The organism is Crocosphaera sp. XPORK-15E (assembly GCF_034931425.1).
Lineage (GTDB): Bacteria > Cyanobacteriota > Cyanobacteriia > Cyanobacteriales > Microcystaceae > UHCC-0190.
Map to the genome: position 1 here is coordinate 1 of NZ_JAYGHQ010000014.1, position 20,577 is coordinate 20,577.

Sequence of the window (20,577 nt, forward strand, 5' to 3'; positions counted from 1 at the left end):
GGGCTTTAAGAAGCCCGCACCGTACCGTACTCGGTCGGTGTCGGGAGTATGTCACCCCAACACTTTCATACTGCGATCGCTGCGCCCTGATCTCCCAAACTTCCCACACTTTCAAGAAGCAAGATATAATTTGTTACAAAAGCGTTAACAAAGTTTGCTAAATGAGTAATCCTGTTCTTCATGCCTTCTTTTTAGGTCGAGCTTTCGCTGAAGTTCTCAGTGAGAAAGTCGAAGAGTCCTTAACCAACGCCCTCAGTGAACTGGGGAAATTTGATGCTGAGCAACGGGAACAGTTGCGGCAGTTTATCGAAGAAGTGCAGTCTCGGGCCGAAAGAGATGTGTCTCAAGACAGTACAAGTTCCACCACCACCGGAGATGGTTCCCCCGTGGATCTCCAAGAGACTATTGATGATTTACGGGCAGAAATTGCCCGTCTCAAAGCCGAACTCAAGAATTATCGTAGTCAACAGGTTTAACCGATTTTCTTGCCTCTCATCCCTGAAAAACCCAAATTAGAATCAACCTAAGAAACCGAGTGTCTGCCCTGTCTTCAAACGCCAACTCCTCTCTCCCAGTAAAGAGCAGTGCTTCTGTCTCCAGAAGTATGACCCCGTTAGAAACGGCTCAAAAATACCGTTGGAATCAAGAAAACTACTCCATTACCCGCCGTCGTCTCGATATTTGGCGGTTCGTTCTCACCCTGTTATCTCAATTTTGGCTTAATGGCAAGAAATGGAGTTATCGAGGGGGCTATACAGAACAAAAATTAGCAGTACGGCGAGAAAAACAAGCTCTTTGGATCAGACAAAACTTGCTCAACCTGGGGCCCACTTTTATTAAAGCCGGGCAATTATTCTCAACCCGTGCCGACTTATTCCCTGTTGAATATGTCTATGAACTCTCCAAACTTCAAGACGAGGTTCCCGCCTTTACTTACGAGCAAGTAACCGCCATTATTGAAAAAGATTTCGGTAAACCCCTCGCCAAACTGTATCGAAGTTTTGACCCCGTTCCCATTGCAGCAGCAAGTTTAGGACAAGTTCATAAAGCCAAACTCCATAGCGGGGAAGAAGTCGTTGTTAAGGTACAACGTCCTGGACTGAAACAATTATTTACCATTGACTTAGCAATTCTCAAAAAAATTGCTTACTATTTCCAAAATCATCCCCGTTGGGGCAAAGGAAGGGACTGGCTCGGCATTTATGAAGAATGTTGTCGCATTCTCTGGCTAGAAACTGATTATCTTAATGAAGGGCAAAATGCTGATACCTTTCGCCGCAATTTTCGGGGAGAAAATTGGGTCAAAGTTCCCAGGGTGTATTGGCGTTATACTTCCCCCCGTGTCCTCACTCTAGAGTATCTTCCAGGCATCAAAATCAGTCATTATGAAGGATTAGAAGCAGCAGGGTTAGATCGCAAGTTATTGGCGAAATTAGGAGCCAAAGCTTATTTGTGTCAACTGCTCAATGATGGCTTTTTCCATGCTGACCCCCACCCTGGTAATATTGCCGTTGATACGGATGGGGCCTTAATTTTCTACGATTTCGGTATGATGGGGCGCATTGAGACTAATGTGAGAGAAAAGCTCATGGATACTCTCTTTGGCATTGCCCAAAAAGACGGCGATCGCGTGGTAACATCTCTCGTTGCTCTTGGTGCTTTGAGTCAAACGGATGACATGGGGCCCGTGCGTCGTTCCGTTCAATTTATGCTGGATAACTTCATGGATAAACCCTTTGAAGAACAGTCTGTGTCCCAAATTAGTGATGATTTGTACGAAATTGCTTACGATCAACCCTTTCGCTTTCCGGCCACCTTTACCTTTGTGATGCGGGCCTTTTCAACTTTAGAAGGAGTTGGTAAAGGGTTAGATCCGGATTTTAGCTTTATGGAAGTCGCCCAACCCTTTGCTATGAACTTAATTGCGGATATGGATGGAAACACGGCCAACAGTATTATTGATGAAATTACCCGTCAAGCGACTCAAGTGAGTAATACCGCTTTGGGATTACCGCGACGGATTGAGGATACCATTGAAAAGTTAGATCGGGGAGACATTCGCTTACGGGTGCGCTCAGTGGAGTCCGATCGCTTGTTACGCCGCCTAGGAATGATGCAAATGGCAACAAATTATGCCCTTTTTATCAGTGCTTTAGGGGTTTGTGCTACTATTTTGTTTGTGAATGCTTATGTTAAAGTTGCTGTCGCCGCTATTATAATAGGGTTAGCTCCGGCATGGGCATTAATTCGACTGCTTCGTCGCATCAATCGCTTAGATCGGATGTTCTAAAAGCAGCATTACCATTGTTAATCTTTACTAACCAAGTCACCAATGATAAATCGTCGTTTCAAGGGTCTTACTGATCCAGGACTGTTGAGATCGGTCAATCAGGATAATTTTTATATCGACCCTGATGGGCGTTTTTTCATTGTAGCTGATGGGATGGGTGGCCATGCCGGGGGACAAGAAGCTAGTCTAATTGCCACACAACAGATTAAAACCCACCTTGATAGTTACTGGGAATCTGAATCTTCCTCTGATCAGATTCTGGAAGAAGCGATTTTAAAGGCTAATCAGGGTATTTTAGAAGACCAACAAGAACATCCTGAAAGACGGGAGATGGGAACGACTGCGGTGGTGGTTTTGTTCCGAGGAGAGCAACCTTTACGGGGCCATGTGGGAGACTCTCGTCTCTATCGTCTCCGGGGTGGTAATTTAGAGCAAATTACGGAAGATCATACTTGGGTGGCAAGGGCCCTAAAAGTGGGAGATATTGAGCCAGAACAGTCAAAAACTCACCCCTGGCGGCACGTTTTATTCCAATGTTTAGGTCGTAAGGATACTAATAAGGTGGAAATTGCCGAGTTAGATGTACAGCCAGGAGATCAATTATTATTGTGTAGTGATGGGTTAACGGAAGAAGTTGCGGATGAAGCTATTCAAGAGATTTTTGAGCAGGGTGAATCTTGCGAGGAAATTGCCACAAACTTAATTGAAGCGGCTAAGGATGGCGGCGGTTCTGATAATATTACTGTGGTGATTGTGGCTCAAGATTAAGGACTTGTGATAGCCGATTTTCATGGGGGATCTCAGGGCATCTTAAAGTTGTGCGTTTAGGCAGATGGTGATGTGCCACAGGCAAAAACAAAAAACTGGGTTAAGATTGTCGGAAAAACCTTTCCACAAAGTCAACAGCCTAACATCTGTTTAAGGAGCGAATTTCATGACAGGAGAAAACCCTATGATTCTTGCGGTTAAGAGGGGATTGGCACTGCTCAGTCTAACCACCTTATTAACAATGGCAACAAATAAGGCTGAGGCAGCTTTAATAAGTGTTGATTGGGACTTAGATAACACTCCCGATGGTATGGCTACTGGAACTTTTGGCATCTACGGTGTCACCTTGACTTCTACTAATGGTACAACCAACGGAGGCATTGCCGGTAATTTTCTTGCTAACTGGAGAACTGACTTAGGAACCAACGATGTGCCAGGAATTAACAGTCCTGGTATTGTTCAGGAGGGTGCCGCTATCGATTGGGTGACGGGTCAATCTGGTTTTGTTACGGTTGATTTTGGTGGTGCAACTTTAACTAACCCCATTTTGTTGTTCAACTTTGCCGACGGCATTGTGGAAACTTTTGATTTTAGTGATAATATTCTCATCACCATTTTAGATCAAAATCCCTTAAATTCTGTTAGTATTGCGTCTGGTAACATCATAACTACCAATGGAAGTCATTCCAATAGTAATCATGATGGTTTTGCTATTCAACTAACGGGAAATTTTTCGAGCATTACTTTTAATACTAATACTAACTTGCAAAGATCCGAAAGTCTCGGTTTTTCCGTTTTTGTTGATGAGCAAGATATTCAAGAAGTGGTAGTTCCTGAGCCTTCATCTATATTAGGTTTCTTGGCTTTAGGTATTTTAGGTAGCACTTCTGGTTTAAAACGTCGTTTAGGTCACAGCGAGAAAGATTTGAAAGAAAAACAACGACAATAATTGATAAGGTTTGAGTTGGGTTTCATTCTTCAACCCAACTTACTTACTATCTATTTTCTTACCCTAGCAATAATAGCCCGATATTGACATTTTTCTTCAATCACTCAATTAGGGGGAGTATAACTGAGACTTAGATTTATTTGACTTTTGGGAAAATTTGTGCAATAATGAAAAATAATACTTCATAATGAAAATATGACCTTCAAAAAGCAAAAAAGCCACTATTTCCCATTATAAGATAGTATATCATAAAACTTGCCCCTTTGGATCATTGAAGCTAAAATTTGGCAATTTTTTTTTGAGATTTAGAGACAAAAACAATGATTTTGTGTACCGCGCGAGGCTCTAGGAAGAATCTCTGAGCCGTAACGCTTAATGAGGCTGTGCAGACAGCCTTTGTTCTTATCGTATCAGGCTTTAGACTGTAATGGTCGTTAATTTGGCTAGATTATCCTTCCCAATAATTATACCATTTTCATCTCTAGTTTATAGATAAAGCTTAATTTGCTTGATACAAATAAAGATGAGTTAGGAGGAGTTTATGGATTAATTTATTTGCCATTTTTGCAGTAACCAGCGACTAACTTCAGAATGATTAGTTTCTCTACTTTTCTGTAAAGTTTCAACTAAGATACTCATTTCTAAATCTGGTAAAACCTGAGATTTAGTAATGCGTCTGCTGCCTTTTTCTTCCATTTGAAAAGCAATAATATTGACATTTTTCACATCAATTATCCAATATTCTTGGACACCTAAATCTTCATACAAAAGACGTTTTTCTCCCTTATCATCTGCTAAAGAAGTATTAGAAACTTCAATGACTAAATTAGGGGGAGTATAAATGTTTAAATCAACAATAGAAGTACCATAAGGAATAACATTAACATTATCTCCAATATAAAAAGATAAATCAGGTTGTGCTTCTTTTCTTTCTGCTTTACGATAACTACAATTATCATTACCATTTAAAGGAATATTCCGTAAACCAGCATATAAATAGATAGCATGGCAAATAATTCCATGATCTCTTGAGTGATCATTACCTATAGGTGTCATTTCAATTCTTCCTTGTTCATTATAATAATAAAACTTAGCTTTTTCATAGTTGGGATCATCACATAATTGTAAATAGTTTTCCCAAGTAATAGTTATCCAAGTATCAGTTATCAGTTTAGCTTGTGTGGTAATCATGGTTAGAAAATAATGAACTTATTTCAATGGTAAAGGAGCTTGAGTTATTAATGGACAATTGATAATTGATAATTGATAATTGTTGAAGATTGAGTTTGAGTTGGGTTTGATGCTTCAACCCAACTTACTGACTACTGACTATCTATTTTTTTACCCTAGCAACAATGGCCCGATGACGGGGACTAATAGGAGTAATTTTAGGAGACTCAAACCCGGTTTCCCTCAAAGCTGTTTCGATATCTAAGGAAAAATATTCATCCAAATAGGGTTCCGTACTCTTGAGTAAAGTCAGAATATAAGGAGGCATTTTCTGGTAAGCTTCCGCACGAGGGTTCATATCCATCATGGTAAAATAGCCCCCTGGTTGTAATAAGCGATAAGCTTCTTGAAAAATAGCTTTAGCTGCTTTTTGAGGCAATTCATGGTACAACAAAAAGGTAGAAACCAGGTCAAAAGATGTCTCCGGTAAACCCGTAGATTCTGCTTCTGCGTGTAACCATTTAATAGAAAGATCGCGCTGTTGACTGCGATATTGAGCAACCGCAAGATGATAAGGAGATAAGTCTACTCCTGTAATTTGAGCTTGGGGATAAATTTGTTGTAAGGGAAAGGTACTCATTCCCACACTACATCCTAGATCAACAATCTCTTGAGGTGTAAAAGGTAATTGTTGCTTCAATATTTCATGATAATTCTGACGCAACCGAGGATCGCCATTAACCCCGGCCCCAGGCCAAATACTAGCATGAACCGCACAAGCAGCAGATTCCACTTCTAGGGCAGATTCCCAGCTTAAATTACCCTTATCATAAGCATGGAAAGAACGGAGATAATAGTCAGGGTAGACTAAATTAGGATTTTGGACATTAGCGAGTTCTTTTTCCCAGTCGTGGGTACGAAGTTGACGCACATTTTCCCGCCAAGGAACCCCAATTTTTTCGGCCCTGTTAATCATCATTGAGCGAGCCTGATATTTCGCTAACTTAGCGAGAGGTTTGATGGATAAAATGCCATTAACTAAGCGAGAGGCAATGTTAGGTTGAGATTGAAATGTGGTTGCTGTCATAAAATTTTGCGGCCGTGAATAATGAAATAGCAAGGCTGTGTCGATCGCTAATACAATTTACTTTCTCATTTTTCGGGTAGCAAGTTTAGGGAAAGATCAAGAAATTTAACAAATATTTTGACAATGGCCGCACCTAAGCTAAAACGCATTTAAAAATCACAAAACCCCGATTTTTCAAGACAGCAAACCAAGCATGACTTCGTTGCTATTTTGTAAAAAATCGGGGTTTTCAAGCTAGGTGCAAGATTTCAGTCTAAGATTAAAGGGTCAAAGATTGAGCATTGGTTTCAATTAACTTAGCCAAATCTTGTAAAAAGGCTGCGGCGTGGGCCCCATAGATAACACGGTGATCACAGGTAATAGTGACTGCCATTTGACGTTTAACCCCAAATAACCCTTCTGATGTTGCTACAACTTGGGGACGAGAGGCACCGATCGCTAAAATTGAGCCTTGTCCTGGGGGTAAAATAGCATCAAAGCGATCAACTCCAAACATTCCTAAATTAGAAAGGGTAAAAGTGCCGCTATTGTATTCTTGGGGTTGTAATTGTTTAGTGCGGGCCCGTTCAACTAAATCTTTCCAAGTACGGGACAAGGAATAAATATCAACCTGATCAGCATTTTGTAAAACGGGTGTAATTAAGCCCCCATCATCCATTGCAACGGCGATCGCCACATTGATCGATTGAGGATATTGAATGCCCTGATCGCTATAACTAGCATTAACGAGAGGATGTTTTTGTAAAGTCACAGCCACCGCTTTAGCAAGGAGTGCCGTCATGGTCACGCCTTTGGGCTTAATTTGTTTATAAAGCTTATCTAAGCCATCGGTAGTGATAGTATAGCCCACATGGAAGGTCGGCACTTGTAGGGTAGCTACCATGTTTTGTACCACTGCCTTTTGGAAGGTGGTTAAGGGTACAGTTTCCCCTGCTGTTACGGGTACAGGGGCCGCGGGTGCAGGTTTCGGGGTTGCCACTGGTGCAGGAGGCTGAGGTAAGGTAGCGGTAGGGGTTGAGGTTTTTCCTGCGGCCCGTTCAATATCTTCGGCCACAATTCTGCCATAGGGGCCACTGCCTTCAACGGCATTGAGGTTAACCTTTAATTCTTGTGCTAATTTCTTGGCTCTGGGAGAAGCAACAATGCGGCCATTATGAGCATTGGGGGAAGGAGCCGGGGCTGCGCTAGAGATAACTGTTGGGGTCGTCTCCGCCTTTGTTTCTGGAGGTGGGGGTGGAGTTGGGTCTGCCGTTTTTGAGGGGCTAGAGGGGGCTTTTTGTTGAGCTTGAGCGATTTCTTCTTGGGTTTCTGCAATTAAAGCGATCGCTTGTCCCACGGGGGCTTCTTGTCCGGCTTCGACTAAAATAATGGCGAGATAACCTTCATAAAAGGATTCTACGTCCATATCTGCTTTATCAGATTCTACCACCACCACTGTTTCCCCTTTGGCGACTTTATCCCCTGGAGACTTAACCCAGGAGACGATTTTTCCTTCGGTCATGGTGGAACTTAAAGCAGGCATGAAGATGTCGTGAATCATGGAGCGGCCTTCCCAAATTAGAGTGTTAAAGCGTTATTGATATTGCTGCTGAAGATAGCAGGGGCAAGAAAGTATCAATTGTCTGCCACATTGTATTTTACAGGATTCTGCAAACAAAGCCCCCAAGTCTCAAATTCAATAAGGGATTGACAGCGGTGACACTTAAAGGTAAATATTTTAGTTATAAAAGTAATCAATTGTTGACAATTGCTCCTTATGAGCTATTCTTACCTTCCTCCCGAAGACTTGCCCTCCCAAGTTCCTGTAGACGACTCCCTACAACGGAAGCTTGATCAAGCTGTCACTCAATATTTCTCTGACATCTGCGATCGCTATACCAAAGCTATATTATCTCAATGTGGATGGTATCTCACCACCTGTAGTAATGCTTTAACCCTGGTGATCATTTGTCCTGATAACAGACGTAATTGGGAAATTTTAAAAGTTCTCCCATCTTTAAGGAAATACTTAGCAGAATTTGCCCCAAATACTAAAATCTGCATCTATCCCCCTCCAGGAGAAGGGACATCCTTAAAACTGCGGTTTCAATCAACTTTGCTGGCTCGATAGCTTGTTATTTCCTCCGACATTCCCCAAGATGGTGTATGGTTCATTGAGACAGATATGGGAAAATTTGGGGAATGGATACATCACAACTCATTTTAGAGACAGTACAAAACCTATTTAACGGGTTAGCCATTGGCAGTGTGATCGCTTTAGCGTCCGTAGGGTTAACCCTAACCTATGGCATTTTGCGACTGTCTAACTTTGCTCACGGGGATTTTTTGACCCTGGGTGCTTATTTAACTTGGTTAGTCAATAGTCAAGGGCTAAATTTAGGACTGTCTGTCGTGGTTGGGGCCGCGGGGACTGTTTTGGCGATGTTAATCTCGGAATATCTGTTATGGAAACCGATGCGCGATCGCCGAGCGACATCAACCACCCTCATTATCATCTCTATTGGCTTAGCCTTGTTTCTTCGCAATGGTATTTTAATGATTTGGGGAGCCAATAACCAAAGATATAATATTCCTATTGTTCAGGCTCAGGAAATTTTTGGCTTAAGATTAGCAACAGATCGTATATGGGCCATTATCTTGGCTGTGGTGGCTATATTTATTTTACATTTGGTATTGCAACGGACTAAAATTGGCAAAGCGATGCGGGCCGTGGCGGATAATCTTGATTTAGCAAGGGTTTCAGGCATTAATGTAGAACAAGTAGTGCGGTGGACTTGGGTAATTACAGGAATTTTGACGGCCTTGGGGGGTGTCATGTTTGGCTTAATTACTACTACTGTGCGCCCCAATATGGGCTGGTTTTTGATTTTACCGATGTTTTCTTCGGTTATTTTAGGAGGCATTGGCAACCCTTACGGGGCGATCGCCGGGGGGTTAGTGATTGGAGTGGCCCAAGAGTTAAGTGTGCCTTGGTTGGGGTCTAATTACAAATTAGGGGTGGCCCTCCTGATCATGATTGTGCTGTTGTTGGTGCGTCCTCAAGGACTGTTTAAGGGGACTTTGTAGTTAACAGTTATTGTAAAATAGCCAGCAGTCGTCTATGTGTGGAGTGATTATGGAGTCTAATTTTCTTACTGCGGTTTTTCTCCCTCTTGCCCTGTTTATCATTATGATGGGCATGGGGTTAGGGCTGAAAGTGGATGATTTTAAACGGGTATTGGTTGAACCCAAAGCCGTAATACTTGGACTAATTGCTCAGTTAATTCTGCTGCCCATAGTGGGCTTTTTGTTAGCGGGAATTTTCCCCCTCACCCCAGAATTAGCCGTAGGAGTAATGATTTTAGTTGCTTGTCCTGGGGGTGCCACTTCTAATATGATCACATATTTAGTTCGAGGCAATGTGGCCGTATCAATTACGTTGACGGCTATGAGTAGTTTAATTACTGTCTTTACAATTCCAATGGTTGTTAACTTAGCCATGGAGAGCTTTATGGGAGGAGAAGCGGCTCTACAGTTGCCTATCTTAAAAACCGTGATGCAAATTGCGGTGATCACCCTAATTCCTGTTTCTTTAGGGATGTTGCTGAACTATTACAAACCCCAATTAGCAACTAAACTGGAAAAAACAGTTAAATGGCTATCTATATTTTTCTTGGCTTTAATCATCTTTGGTTTACTGTTAAAAGAACGCGCTAATGTTCTTAATTCTTTACGACAAGTGGGGGGAGTAACATTAACATTAAATATAGTGACGATGCTTATTGGTTATGGTATTGGCACCGTGGCCAAGCTAGATGATAGCATTACTAAAGCGATCACGGTGGAAGTCGGTATCCAAAATGGGACATTAGCGATCACCATTGCCAGCACCTTGCTAAACACACCCAGTATGGCGATTCCAGCAGGTATATATAGTTTACTAATGTTTGTCACCAGCGCAGTATTTGCCCTATGGGTGCGAAATCGAAAAGTTATCTCTATAGATTAATTTCCAGAGGTTGGCGGAACAGGGGAGATAACTGAGTTTGAAGGGGAGGGGTTAGGGGAGGTGGTGTCATTGGGTTTAAAAAGTTGTCCCAGGCCATAAGCACCAGCAGCGATAATAAGAATTAATAGCCCGAAGGCACTAAGTAACAGAGGTGAAATTTTTTGGGGTTGAGATTGAGCAACCGCAGACGGGCTAAGGGGTTCCGTGGGGATAAGATCCTGGGAAGTATCATCTAGGCTGTCTTCTGTGGGTTCTTCTTCCGTTAAACTGGCGAGGGATGCTTCGATCGCCGCCATGGTTAGAGGAGTAGGATTAAGATTAGTTAATTTTACTTGACAATAAACTAAGCCAATTGTTACGTTGTCATGGCCATTTTTATTATTAGCTAACTCAATTAATTGTTTACCAACTGTCGAAAGATCTTTTTCTCCTTTAAGGATAGGGACAATTTCACTATCCCAATATTGATCGATCCGATCATAATCACTTAACCCATCAGAACACAATAAAAAGATACAATCTTCATCAATGATGAGACGTTGCACATTGGGATGCAAATTAGTGGAATTACTCATACCCAAAGCTTGCACCAGGGCCCCTGAGTTTGGATATTTAATGGCATCTCGATAGAATAAATAGCCTAGACGCACTTCTCTAGAAGCTAAATCATCATCAACGGTAACTTGATGACAACTGGTGGTAGTAATTTGGTAGATGCGGGAGTCTCCCACATGAGCTAGATAAATTTCAGGGCCACGAGCTAAAGTTAAAACTAGGGTAGTTCCCATCCGTTGTCGATCTTGACGGTGTTCTGCATCATTGCGTTTACTAATGAGGTTATTAGTTAAAGCGATCACCTCTCCTAACTGTTGCAGACAGTGTTGAGAATTCCAAGTGTCTCGGAAAACAGGGATTTTGGGAATTTCTTGGATTAAGGTATCAATAGCTAATTGAGAGGCAATTTCTCCCCCGTCTTGTCCACCAACGCCATCACAAACCAGGGTAAAATTGGGAAACTCTGGAGAGGGTTGCTTGAGTTTTCCTGACTCTGGATAACAAGCATCTTCGTTATGATGGCGTGTTGGCCCGGCATCGGTTTTGGTAAAGATTTGATATTGTAGTTCGTACCACTGTCCACAATGGCTTAAGGCATTGTCAAAGTAATTGAGAAGATATTCAGGATGGGGAATTTTGCCCCGTTGCAGGTATTGACCAAGGGTTTTTAGGTAATCAGCGATCAGGGGAGATGCTTCCTCAACCAAGGATAACCAAAACTGACCTAATTCTTTAATACTGTGATAGCTATGTTCGTCTTTGCGGAGTTCCAACAGTTGAATGTTCACCCCATTTACCCTGACAAGAAAGGGATCGAGTAAACTGGACACCATGCGCTGTCCTTCTAGGGGTTGCCACAATTTGGCCATTTGCCACAACAAGTTTAATTGTCGCAAGGGGTTGTCTTGATAATCTGCCCAAACTTCAGTTAATTGGGGTAATAAATGCGGATAACAGGGTTCTCCGTTTTCATCTAGGGGAATAGTCCCGTATTCCAGTAAACATACCCCAGCAGGATCAAATTCTTGAATGGGTATTTTTAGGGTTTTTCTCGCTTTTTTCTTTTTCGGTTTCTTGGGGGGAGTTTCCTCTGTCACTGGAGGAGGAGTTTCCTCTGTCACTGGAGGAGAGGTTTCTTCCGTCACGGGAGGGGGAGTTTCCTCTATCGCGGGAGGGGGAGTTTCTTCAACGGTTTCGGGTTCGCTGATGAGGGAATAATAGCTATAAATTTGGGGTAAATGGAGACGATAGGGAAATAATCTTAAATAAGTTCTGAGTAGATCGGGAATATCTTCGTTAAATGAGGGGGGAATTCCTGGTTTAGTGTCTAGGACAATTTTCTCGGCCTTGAGGAGATACCGTTCATCGATTAGTTGACCTACTTGGTACGATTCTATCCAATCACCCAAGGGCCATAAATAACGCTTAAGCAGAGGGGTTCCGCATTTCTCGCAGAATTTGTTGTCTAGCGAGTTGGCAGCTTGACATTCGGGTTTAGAACATTGAGTGGTTGCCACAGTTTCTGTCATGACAGCAATTTTTCCCTAGGGGGAAAGGGTTGGGGGTTGAGTGTTGGGTGTTGGGAAAAATGTACCACCCAAAAAGAACCGTTAAACAAGTCCTAGGAAGACTATTCCATATTATATGATATCAAGTCTTGAGTGTTAGGGTTCACCGGAATAACTGATCAATGTTTATCAATTGACAATTGACAATTGGTTAATTTGGTTTAAAACCTCCTCTTTTAAGGGGAGAAATTAAAAAAATTTTCCTTATTTTCAATCCTCTACCTTTTAGGTAGAGGTAATTGTCAATTGTCAATTGTCAATTGTTGAATGATAACGTGCCGTATCTTTCAATAATACGAACAGGTGTTGATTCTTCTTTGCGGTTACGAATTAAAATTTCATAGCTTTCTTCATATACTTGATCGGATAAATCTCTCTCTCAATTTTAAACTTTAATGGAACTTGGTTCACCTACCGCACCAATAATACGATGACAACCTGAGTCTGGTTTTGCCCATTGATATTGATATTCTTGAGGATTTCCCCAACATAATCCTAAGTATAATTCAGTCCTAGCTGCATCTATTTCTGCCCATTCTACTTCTGTGATAAAGTCTTCAATAGAATCGCCAGAAATAGGACGACGACGATGGGCCGATAACCAAAAATTCATCCCTTCGGTCATTCTCCACCAAAAATTGATGACAGATTCTTTAGATTTCATTAATATTTCTTTGTCTCCTGGAACAGCAATTAATTGATTATGTAATTCAGGATAACGGATAGATTGCCCTTGATAGGTACAGCTACGCCAAATAATACCTGAAACCCGATGTTGTATCTGATATTTATGAATTTGACGGCGAAAGTCTTGATAAGCAAAAACTTGACTCATTTTATCTTGATTCAAGGCTTTGGCAATAACGGGATTATTGATACGATCTTCACAAGATAAAATAACGCGCTCCCCTCTCCAGGTGGCCCGTAATTCTTGATCGAGAATTTTAATCAGTTGTTGAGTAGTATAAGTCATGATGGAATCAGAAATCTAGTTTGATGACCATTATTTATCCTGTCCCTAGTGTATATATAATTTTGAGAATTGTTCATCTTTTTAAGGAATAAATCATCAAAGATAGTTGACTTTTCCCAAATCCCCTATGATGGTGTAAATAGCTACAAATTATTAGGATCATTTTAAATATTGATGCAAATAAGACCAATTATCTTTAACCAAGGGAGAGGAAAAGATGATGGTTGATGCTTCTAAGAGTTGACCTAAGCAAATCCAGAGCTATTGAGTATTGAAAAAATATTATCATAACCATTGTGAATTTTCAAGGTCAACCCTTCATTTTACTGAGATCTTGCACCATGATTTAAAAATCACAAAACCCCAATTTTTAAAGACAGCAAACCCTGTTGACTTCGTTACTATTTGGTAACAAATCGGGGTTGTCAAGCTAGGTGCAAGATCTCAGTTTTAGAATTTTGCCTTATTTTTGACAGCAATTTACGTAGAATTACTATATAATAGAAGTAAATGCTTTGCTGATTACCCATCAGGTTAAATTAATGTTTGATATTATCTCTCTTGGTGAATTTTCTCGTAATAATTGTGTTGGCATTTGTGCTTTTTTAGTGCCGACAAATTTACTTGCTACCCTACTTAGCTTAATCTTTGTTGTGATTAAACCTTCCCGTTTTAAGCTGATAACTTCTGTTATTATAGGGATTAGTTTAGCCCTCATTTTGTCTCTTCATGTTGCCAGTTGGTGGATAGTGGGAGTAATACAAGCACCTACCTTTATTTTACTGGCTTTGTCTACGGTTTGTCTTGGATTAAATATTTGGGCAATAACACAAAAAAACAACCTAGATTGGTTATTTTCTCAAAATTTTGTACCATTTAGGAAGTCTTCAGAAATTTGTTGATCTTTTTAACAGATCAAACCCACAAATACAAACCAAGGGTTAATTTAAACCCGATAAAAATGTAGTGGGTTAACTCAAAAGTTTACCCACTAAAATTCCTGGCACTTATGCTTATTATGAAATACTAGAAAGACATTATATAAGTAATGCTAATTGTTACTTTTGACTTCTTAAATTGCCATTACCCAAAAACCATAAATAATATCCAATGTTAATTATGAATGGTTTTGTATTATAATAGAAACCAAACAATCATTTAACCAAAATGCCCAAGCCTCGTTTTGAATTTAATCGTAAACTCGTCTTTCACTTTATTGAGACTGCCCAACCCTATTTTTTCCCGACTGATTTTAGACAAAGTTGGGTATTTTTTGGACTCTTAGGGATCTTAGTCATTGCTGTTATTAGTTTTACTTTTTTCTTAACAGTTAGCTTGACTTTATTAGGTAATACTATTTTTCCTGAATTTTTTGGGAGTGTTGCGAGTGGACTGGTTAAAAATGTTAATGGTTTGCTGAGTTCAAATATTCCCTATATTGCCTTAGCAGCTTTATTACTTAGCGGGTTAATTTTTGTTTCTCAACAAGCCAAAATAATAGATAAATGGAAACAATGGTCACTGTTAGGGTGTCTTTTATTTCTATTATTTATTGTTAATGGATTAAATGTAATCCTGAGTTATGTTTTCCGGTTTATTGATACCTCTTTAAATGAAAAAGATGCTACAGTATTCTGGCAATTTATGATTCTTTATGGCATTGTTTTAGTGGCGGCTGTTCCGATTATTGTTTCTTACCGTTATTTGCGCCAAAAATTAGGTTTATTGTGGCGAGAATGGCTAACAAAACATTTTATAAAACGATATTTTGACCATCGCGCTTATTATGAATTAGATTCCAATTCTATCAATACAGAAGTAGATAACCCCGATCAACGAATTACCCAAGATATTAAAGCTTTTACGGGGGTCACATTAGATTTTATTCTCGATATTCTTGACTCAATTTTAACGCTCTTATCCTTTACAGTAATTCTCTATAGTATCTCCAAAGAATTAACTTGGGGTTTATTAGTTTATGCTGCATTTGGAACAGCAGTTGCCTTAATTGTAGGTAGTCGTTTAGTGAGAATAAATTATAACCAATTACGGTTAGAAGCAAACTTTCGTTATGGTATGGTACGGGTAAGAGATAATGCAGAATCAATTGCATTTTATCGAGGAGAAGAATTAGAAAAAGGGCAAGTTCTTGATAAGTTAATCGATGCCATTAAAAACTTTGATTTGTTAATTATTTGGCAATCAATTATTAGCTTGTTTCAGTTGGGGTATAACTATTTTACCCGTTTAATTCCTTACATTATTATTGCTCCCTTATACTTAAAAGGAGACTTAGATTTTGGAGCGATCGCTCAAGCAAGTGTAGCTTTTAGTTTAGTTTTAGGGGCCCTTTCTTTGGTCACAAACAGAATTCAAGACATTACTGAATTTGCTGCTAGTATTAACCGTTTAGGAGAATTTTATGAGTCGTTAAATCCTGCATCTTTCAAAAAAGAAAAGTCACAAACTAGATTTATTACAACTCAATATAAACCTGAAGTTTCCCTACGTAAGGTTACTTTGCAGCCTCCAAATTCTGACAGAATCTTAATTGAAAATTTGTCTTTAAGTGTTAGTTCTAGCAGCAATTTATTGATTATGGGAGCGAGTGGAACAGGAAAAAGTTCCTTACTGCGGGCCATTGCAGGATTATGGAATTCAGGAGATGGCATAATTTTACGTCCTCAACCTGAAGATATTCTATTTTTACCCCAACGTCCCTACATGATTTTAGGAACCTTAAAGGAACAATTACTCTATCCTAATCCCAAAAATGAGATTAGTGAGAAAGAATTAAAGAAGGTTTTAAAAACGGTTAATTTACCTAATTTACTAGAACAAGTTGGAGGTTTTGATGCTGAAGAAAACTGGGAAAATGTGCTATCTTTAGGGGAACAACAACGGGTTGCTTTTGCGAGAATTTTGATTACTAAACCCCGTTATGCTATCTTAGATGAAGCGACAAGTGCCTTAGATGTTAAAAACGAGGAAGCACTTTATCAACAATTATCCGACATGAGAACTACTTATATTAGTGTAGGTCATCGACCAACTTTAACCCTATATCATCAACAATTATTAGAGATATTTGATGGAGGAACATGGGAAGTTAAAGGAATACAAAATTAGGTATATATTATGTAGAGACATTGTATACAATGTCTCTACATTTTTTGACAGTTTAACAAACTACATATCAATGGCTTGAGGTTTAATTCCTCGGTTAGTTAAAACCTCTTGTAATTGAGTTTCATCATCTTTACTTAAGGATGTTTTTAACACTTTTCCCCCAAAAGGTGCAACTTCTTCGAGTACCTTATCTGGGGTAACTTTGGTGAGTAAAACAAACAAAGCAGAACTTCCTGGGGTGAGATTTTCTCCTAATTCTCGCATAAAGTTATCATCGACCCCAATATCGCTTAAAGCACCACTCAAAGCACCACTCAAAGCACCTACAGCAACCCCAACCAAGGGGGACAAAAATAAGGTTCCGATCAAAAGACCCCAAAAACTTCCACTCGCTGCACCCGCAGCAGTTAAATTAATGGCCTGTTTGAGTTTAATTTCACCTTTTTCGTTTTTGACGACAACCGCAGCATCTTCGAGTTCAATTAAATGTGCTTTTTGTAGTTTTTCTAAAGTCAGACGAACTTCTTCTGCTTTAAATTTATCATCGTAAGCGATCGCAATTAAGTCACTCATAATTTAATAGTAGATTGTTTGCTTTTTCTTTGTTACTTTAACAAATTTTGGGGGATTTTGTGACAGAATGTTATACAGAATACTAAATTATTAGTTTTCCCAATCATTTATTTTATTAATATTTGTCATAAATTCTTGTAAATTTCCTTTAAAAATTCCTCAAAAGTCAATCGTTCTTGTTCAGGATTTGCCATAGGTTTTTCTGCTTCTTCAAGATCAAGTTTATCTTCTGCTTGTTCTAAAAGTTTGATAAATAGTTCATAGTCTTTAGCAGGAATCATATAGACTGTTTCTTTGCCAGGACTTTTAATAGCAATATGTTCTAAATCACAAGCTACATGGTTTAGGGTATCTGTGAAACATTCTCTTACTTGTTTAGAGGATAAAGAACGCATTTCCATATTTTAAGATGATTACTAGAACTTATATTTATAGTATACACTATAATTAAAGAATCTTTAGCACTTGTAGGTGATAGAATAAGACAGTTGGTAAACTAAGGTTGCATTTTTTCACTGATAAACACAATAATTATTGAAGTAACATTATGACGATTATTCTGGATAATCTTGAACCTGAAATGTTAAAACAATTGCAAAATCAAGCGACTTCTCATGGTCGAACTTTGACAGAAGAAATTAAGGTTATTTTAATCAATGAAGTTCAAAAGAGTAAAACTGACACTCATTATAATGCTTGGGGTAAACCTGTAACGAAAGAGTCTATTCAAAATACTATTAATGAAATGCGAGAGTTACGAAAAAGTATTGCTATAGATAAAAGTGATATTCGGGAAATGAGAGAAGATGGGAGAAGATTTTGATTGAATTTGTTTTAGATTGTTCAATTTCAATTAGTTGGTGTTTAGTCGATGAAGATGATGATTACGCTAATTCTATTTTAGCCTTAATGCCAGATGCAACCGCTTTTGTTCCTGAAATTTGGTCACTAGAAGTTGTTAATACTTTATTAGTCGCTGAAAGAAGAAATCGTATAACCATTCAACAAACGGAAAAAGCGATTAATTTATTAGAGTCTTTATCCATTTTGATTGATTCTTTAACCTCATCACAAGCTTTTCAACAAATATTAACACTAGGAAGATCACAGGGTTTAGCATCTTATGATGCGGCTTATTTAGAGTTAGCTTTGCGTAAAGGTTTACCGTTAGCGACGAATGATAATCGCTTAATTGAAGCGGCAAAACGTTGTCAGGTGAGGTTAATGGAAGTGTGATATTTGTTACTTCTTTAGAGAATAAAAAACCTGATTAAAGACAAGATAATTTAGAGGGAAGGCAGCTAAATCAACTTTTATTTCTTGCTCTATCGCGTCGATATTGTTCAAAATGCGCAGCTTTTCATAACTTTTTATGGCTAATTTTAGTTCTTTGTTTAAGGTCTTTAATTTTGCTTTTAATGTCTTATGTTTCTCCTCTATGTGACATCTTGCTGTATAAAGTTTAGATTCTAACGCTTCTATTTCTTGCTTTGACATAATATTTATACCGTTTTCATGGATAAATATGTATAGAGTTCCCAAAACAGTCCTTAAAATAATCACAGTAGATTAAAAGCTTATAAAGTTATAATTTTATATCTTGACTTGATACAGGACTAAAATAGTAATCCACAATAAACTAGATAAAGCGTTAAATAGAGTAAATGTGAATGGTTAAACAGACTGCATCACCGGAAGTATCCGAACAACAACCCATCAAACTACCGCGCACCAGCGAATCTGATACACTAAAGCGTATCCGTCACACCACCTCCCATGTGATGGCCATGGCGGTACAAAAATTGTTTCCTAAAGCGCAAGTGACCATTGGCCCTTGGACAGAAACAGGTTTTTACTATGATTTTGATGTCCCTGAACCCTTCACCGAACAAGACTTAAAGGCCATCAAAAAAGAGATGATTAAAATTATTAATCGTAAACTTCCCGTCCTCAAAGAAGAAGTTACCTTTGAAGAAGCAAAAAAACGGATTACAGAGCTTAAAGAACCCTATAAACTGGAAATCCTGGAAGGTTTACAACCCCCCATCACCCTCTATCATTTAGGGGATCAATGGTGGGATTTATGCGCGGGGCCTCATGTGGAAACCACCGCAGAGTTAAACCCCAAAGCATTTGACATCGAGTCTGTTGCGGGGGCATACTGGCGAGGGGATGAAACGAAAGCGCAACTGCAACGCATCTATGGGACTGCTTGGGAAACTCCCGAACAGTTGGCCGAGTATAAACGACGCAAGGAAGAAGCCTTAAAGCGTGACCACCGCAAGTTAGGGAAGGAATTAGGGTTATTTATCTTTTCTGACCCCGTGGGGCCTGGTTTACCCCTCTGGACTCCTAAAGGGACTATTATTCGCTCTACTTTGGAAGATTTTTTGAAAAAAGAACAACTTAAACGGGGTTATCTTCAGGTGGTGACTCCCCATATTGGTCGAGTTGACTTGTTTAAAATTTCTGGTCACTGGCAAAATTATAAGGAAGATATGTTTCCTATGATGGCCGAAAATGAGGAGGAAAAACTCAAAGAAATCGGGTTTGCTCTAAAACCGATGAACTGTCCTTTTCACATCCAAATTTATAAGAGTGAGTTACGATCTTATCGTGATTTACCGATGCGTTTAGCGGAATTTGGAACAGTTTATCGTTATGAACAATCAGGAGAATTAGGAGGTTTAACTCGTGTTCGCGGGTTTACAGTTGATGACTCTCATTTGTTTGTCACTCCTGATCAATTAGACGATGAATTTCTCAGTGTTGTGGATTTAATTCTTTCAGTGTTTAAGAGTTTGCAACTGAAGAATTTTAAAGCAAGATTGAGTTTCCGTGATCCTAATTCTGATAAATATATTGGCTCAGATGAAGCTTGGGAAAAGTCACAAAATGCCATCCGTCGCGCTGTGCAAACTTTAGACATGAATTATTTTGAAGCGGAAGGAGAAGCGGCATTTTATGGGCCAAAACTTGACTTTATTTTCCAAGATGCTTTAGAAAGGGAATGGCAATTAGGAACCGTTCAAGTTGATTATAACTTACCCCAACGGTTTGAGTTAGAATATGTGGCAGAAGATGGTACTCGTCAACGGCCTGTAATGATTCACCGTGCGCCTTTTGGCTCTTTAGAACGATTAATTGGTATTCTAATTGAGGAGTATGCGGGGGATTTTCCTCTGTGGTTATCACCCATTCAAATACGTCTTTTCCCTGTGAGTGATGTCCAGTTAGATTATGCTAAAGAAGTGGTGCAAAAAATGCTCTTATTAGGCATTCGTGCAGAAGTTGATACTTCAGGAGAAAGACTGGGTAAAATGATTCGTAATGGGGAGAAAGAAAAGATCCCTGTTATGGCAGTTGTTGGGGCCAAAGAAGTGGAGTCGAATAGTTTAAGTATTCGGACTCGTGCATCAGGAGAATTAGGAATAATGACTGTTGATGAAGTGATAGAAAAGTTAACCGATGCTATCACTAATCATAGCAATTTTTAGGGGTTTAGGTGGGCATTGCCCACCCTACTA

At 39.4% G+C, this 20,577-nt stretch carries 20 protein-coding genes; 12 read left to right on the top strand and 8 right to left on the bottom strand.

All coding sequences use genetic code 11. The features are described from left to right. The first annotated feature begins 161 nt into the window (after positions 1-161). The 4 genes from VB691_RS15995 (at position 162) to VB691_RS16010 (ending at position 4,007) form a co-directional block, all read left to right on the top strand. Positions 162-476, top strand: coding sequence for a DUF6825 family protein (locus tag VB691_RS15995; RefSeq protein WP_323292513.1), 315 nt, complete (start codon positions 162-164; stop codon positions 474-476). A 128-nt stretch (positions 477-604) separates the two neighbouring features. Then, entirely contained in the window at positions 605-2,290 is a 1,686-nt protein-coding gene (locus VB691_RS16000; RefSeq protein ID WP_323292514.1) for an AarF/ABC1/UbiB kinase family protein, read from the top strand. Between the two features lie 42 nt (positions 2,291-2,332). Further along, positions 2,333-3,058 (top strand): Stp1/IreP family PP2C-type Ser/Thr phosphatase, encoded by a 726-nt coding sequence (locus tag VB691_RS16005; protein ID WP_323292515.1) that lies wholly within the window; start codon positions 2,333-2,335, stop codon positions 3,056-3,058. Between the two features lie 241 nt (positions 3,059-3,299). Next, a complete protein-coding gene (locus tag VB691_RS16010; RefSeq protein ID WP_323292516.1) occupies positions 3,300-4,007 on the top strand; it encodes a PEP-CTERM sorting domain-containing protein in 708 nt (235 codons plus the stop codon). 546 nt (positions 4,008-4,553) lie between these two features. Here the strand turns inward: VB691_RS16010 and VB691_RS16015 are convergent. From VB691_RS16015 to VB691_RS16025, 3 genes are all read right to left on the bottom strand, one after another. After that, positions 4,554-5,198, bottom strand: a complete 645-nt coding sequence (locus tag VB691_RS16015) for a Uma2 family endonuclease (protein ID WP_323292517.1) — start codon at positions 5,196-5,198, stop codon at positions 4,554-4,556. A 142-nt stretch (positions 5,199-5,340) separates the two neighbouring features. After that, complete coding sequence (locus tag VB691_RS16020; RefSeq protein ID WP_323292518.1) at positions 5,341-6,264, bottom strand: class I SAM-dependent methyltransferase; 924 nt, start codon at positions 6,262-6,264, stop codon at positions 5,341-5,343. A 259-nt stretch (positions 6,265-6,523) separates the two neighbouring features. Further along, complete coding sequence (locus tag VB691_RS16025; protein ID WP_323292519.1) at positions 6,524-7,804, bottom strand: dihydrolipoamide acetyltransferase family protein; 1,281 nt, start codon at positions 7,802-7,804, stop codon at positions 6,524-6,526. 216 nt (positions 7,805-8,020) lie between these two features. Here VB691_RS16025 and VB691_RS16030 point away from each other — a divergent pair, with 216 nt between their 5' ends. From VB691_RS16030 to VB691_RS16040, 3 genes are all read left to right on the top strand, one after another. Further along, entirely contained in the window at positions 8,021-8,374 is a 354-nt protein-coding gene (locus VB691_RS16030; RefSeq protein WP_323292520.1) for a hypothetical protein, read from the top strand. A gap of 71 nt (positions 8,375-8,445) precedes the next feature. Beyond that, positions 8,446-9,330, top strand: coding sequence for a branched-chain amino acid ABC transporter permease (locus tag VB691_RS16035; protein WP_323292521.1), 885 nt, complete (start codon positions 8,446-8,448; stop codon positions 9,328-9,330). A 49-nt stretch (positions 9,331-9,379) separates the two neighbouring features. Next, complete coding sequence (locus tag VB691_RS16040; RefSeq protein ID WP_323292522.1) at positions 9,380-10,252, top strand: bile acid:sodium symporter family protein; 873 nt, start codon at positions 9,380-9,382, stop codon at positions 10,250-10,252. Here VB691_RS16040 and VB691_RS16045 read toward each other — a convergent pair. Together VB691_RS16045 and VB691_RS16050 are read right to left on the bottom strand one after the other, a co-directional pair. Further along, on the bottom strand, positions 10,249-12,336 hold the full coding sequence (locus VB691_RS16045; RefSeq protein ID WP_323292523.1) for a PP2C family serine/threonine-protein phosphatase: 2,088 nt from the start codon (positions 12,334-12,336) through the stop codon (positions 10,249-10,251). The two genes, VB691_RS16040 and VB691_RS16045, sit on opposite strands and share 4 nt — an antisense overlap. Positions 12,337-12,760: 424 nt before the next feature. Further along, positions 12,761-13,348 (bottom strand): hypothetical protein, encoded by a 588-nt coding sequence (locus VB691_RS16050; RefSeq protein ID WP_323292524.1) that lies wholly within the window; start codon positions 13,346-13,348, stop codon positions 12,761-12,763. 542 nt (positions 13,349-13,890) lie between these two features. Between VB691_RS16050 and VB691_RS16055 the strand changes: the two genes are divergently transcribed. Together VB691_RS16055 and VB691_RS16060 are read left to right on the top strand one after the other, a co-directional pair. Next, complete coding sequence (locus tag VB691_RS16055) at positions 13,891-14,250, top strand: hypothetical protein (RefSeq protein ID WP_323292525.1); 360 nt, start codon at positions 13,891-13,893, stop codon at positions 14,248-14,250. Positions 14,251-14,515: 265 nt separating this feature from the next. Then, positions 14,516-16,477 carry an ABC transporter ATP-binding protein/permease gene (locus VB691_RS16060; protein ID WP_323292526.1) on the top strand — a complete coding sequence of 654 codons (1,962 nt, stop codon included), beginning with the start codon at positions 14,516-14,518 and terminating at the stop codon, positions 16,475-16,477. Positions 16,478-16,537: 60 nt separating this feature from the next. Here VB691_RS16060 and VB691_RS16065 read toward each other — a convergent pair whose 3' ends face one another. Together VB691_RS16065 and VB691_RS16070 are read right to left on the bottom strand one after the other, a co-directional pair. Beyond that, positions 16,538-17,050, bottom strand: coding sequence for a DUF1269 domain-containing protein (locus VB691_RS16065; RefSeq protein ID WP_323292527.1), 513 nt, complete (start codon positions 17,048-17,050; stop codon positions 16,538-16,540). 125 nt (positions 17,051-17,175) lie between these two features. Then, the gene (locus VB691_RS16070) at positions 17,176-17,451 is read right to left on the bottom strand and encodes a type II toxin-antitoxin system Phd/YefM family antitoxin (protein ID WP_323292528.1); all 276 of its coding nucleotides are present in this window, start codon (positions 17,449-17,451) and stop codon (positions 17,176-17,178) included. 146 nt (positions 17,452-17,597) lie between these two features. Between VB691_RS16070 and VB691_RS16075 the strand changes: the two genes are divergently transcribed. Together VB691_RS16075 and VB691_RS16080 are read left to right on the top strand one after the other, a co-directional pair. After that, complete coding sequence (locus VB691_RS16075) at positions 17,598-17,873, top strand: hypothetical protein (RefSeq protein WP_323292529.1); 276 nt, start codon at positions 17,598-17,600, stop codon at positions 17,871-17,873. Continuing rightward, entirely contained in the window at positions 17,870-18,286 is a 417-nt protein-coding gene (locus tag VB691_RS16080; protein ID WP_323292530.1) for a type II toxin-antitoxin system VapC family toxin, read from the top strand. Before VB691_RS16075 ends, VB691_RS16080 begins: the two co-directional genes overlap by 4 nt. Positions 18,287-18,292: 6 nt before the next feature. Here the strand turns inward: VB691_RS16080 and VB691_RS16085 are convergent, their stop codons facing one another. Then, positions 18,293-18,547 carry a hypothetical protein gene (locus tag VB691_RS16085; protein WP_323292531.1) on the bottom strand — a complete coding sequence of 85 codons (255 nt, stop codon included), beginning with the start codon at positions 18,545-18,547 and terminating at the stop codon, positions 18,293-18,295. Positions 18,548-18,720: 173 nt separating this feature from the next. On the opposite strand from VB691_RS16085, the gene thrS reads away from it, so the two are divergent. Next, on the top strand, positions 18,721-20,547 hold the full coding sequence (gene thrS, locus VB691_RS16090; RefSeq protein WP_323292532.1) for a threonine--tRNA ligase: 1,827 nt from the start codon (positions 18,721-18,723) through the stop codon (positions 20,545-20,547). The last annotated feature ends 30 nt before the right edge of the window (positions 20,548-20,577 follow it).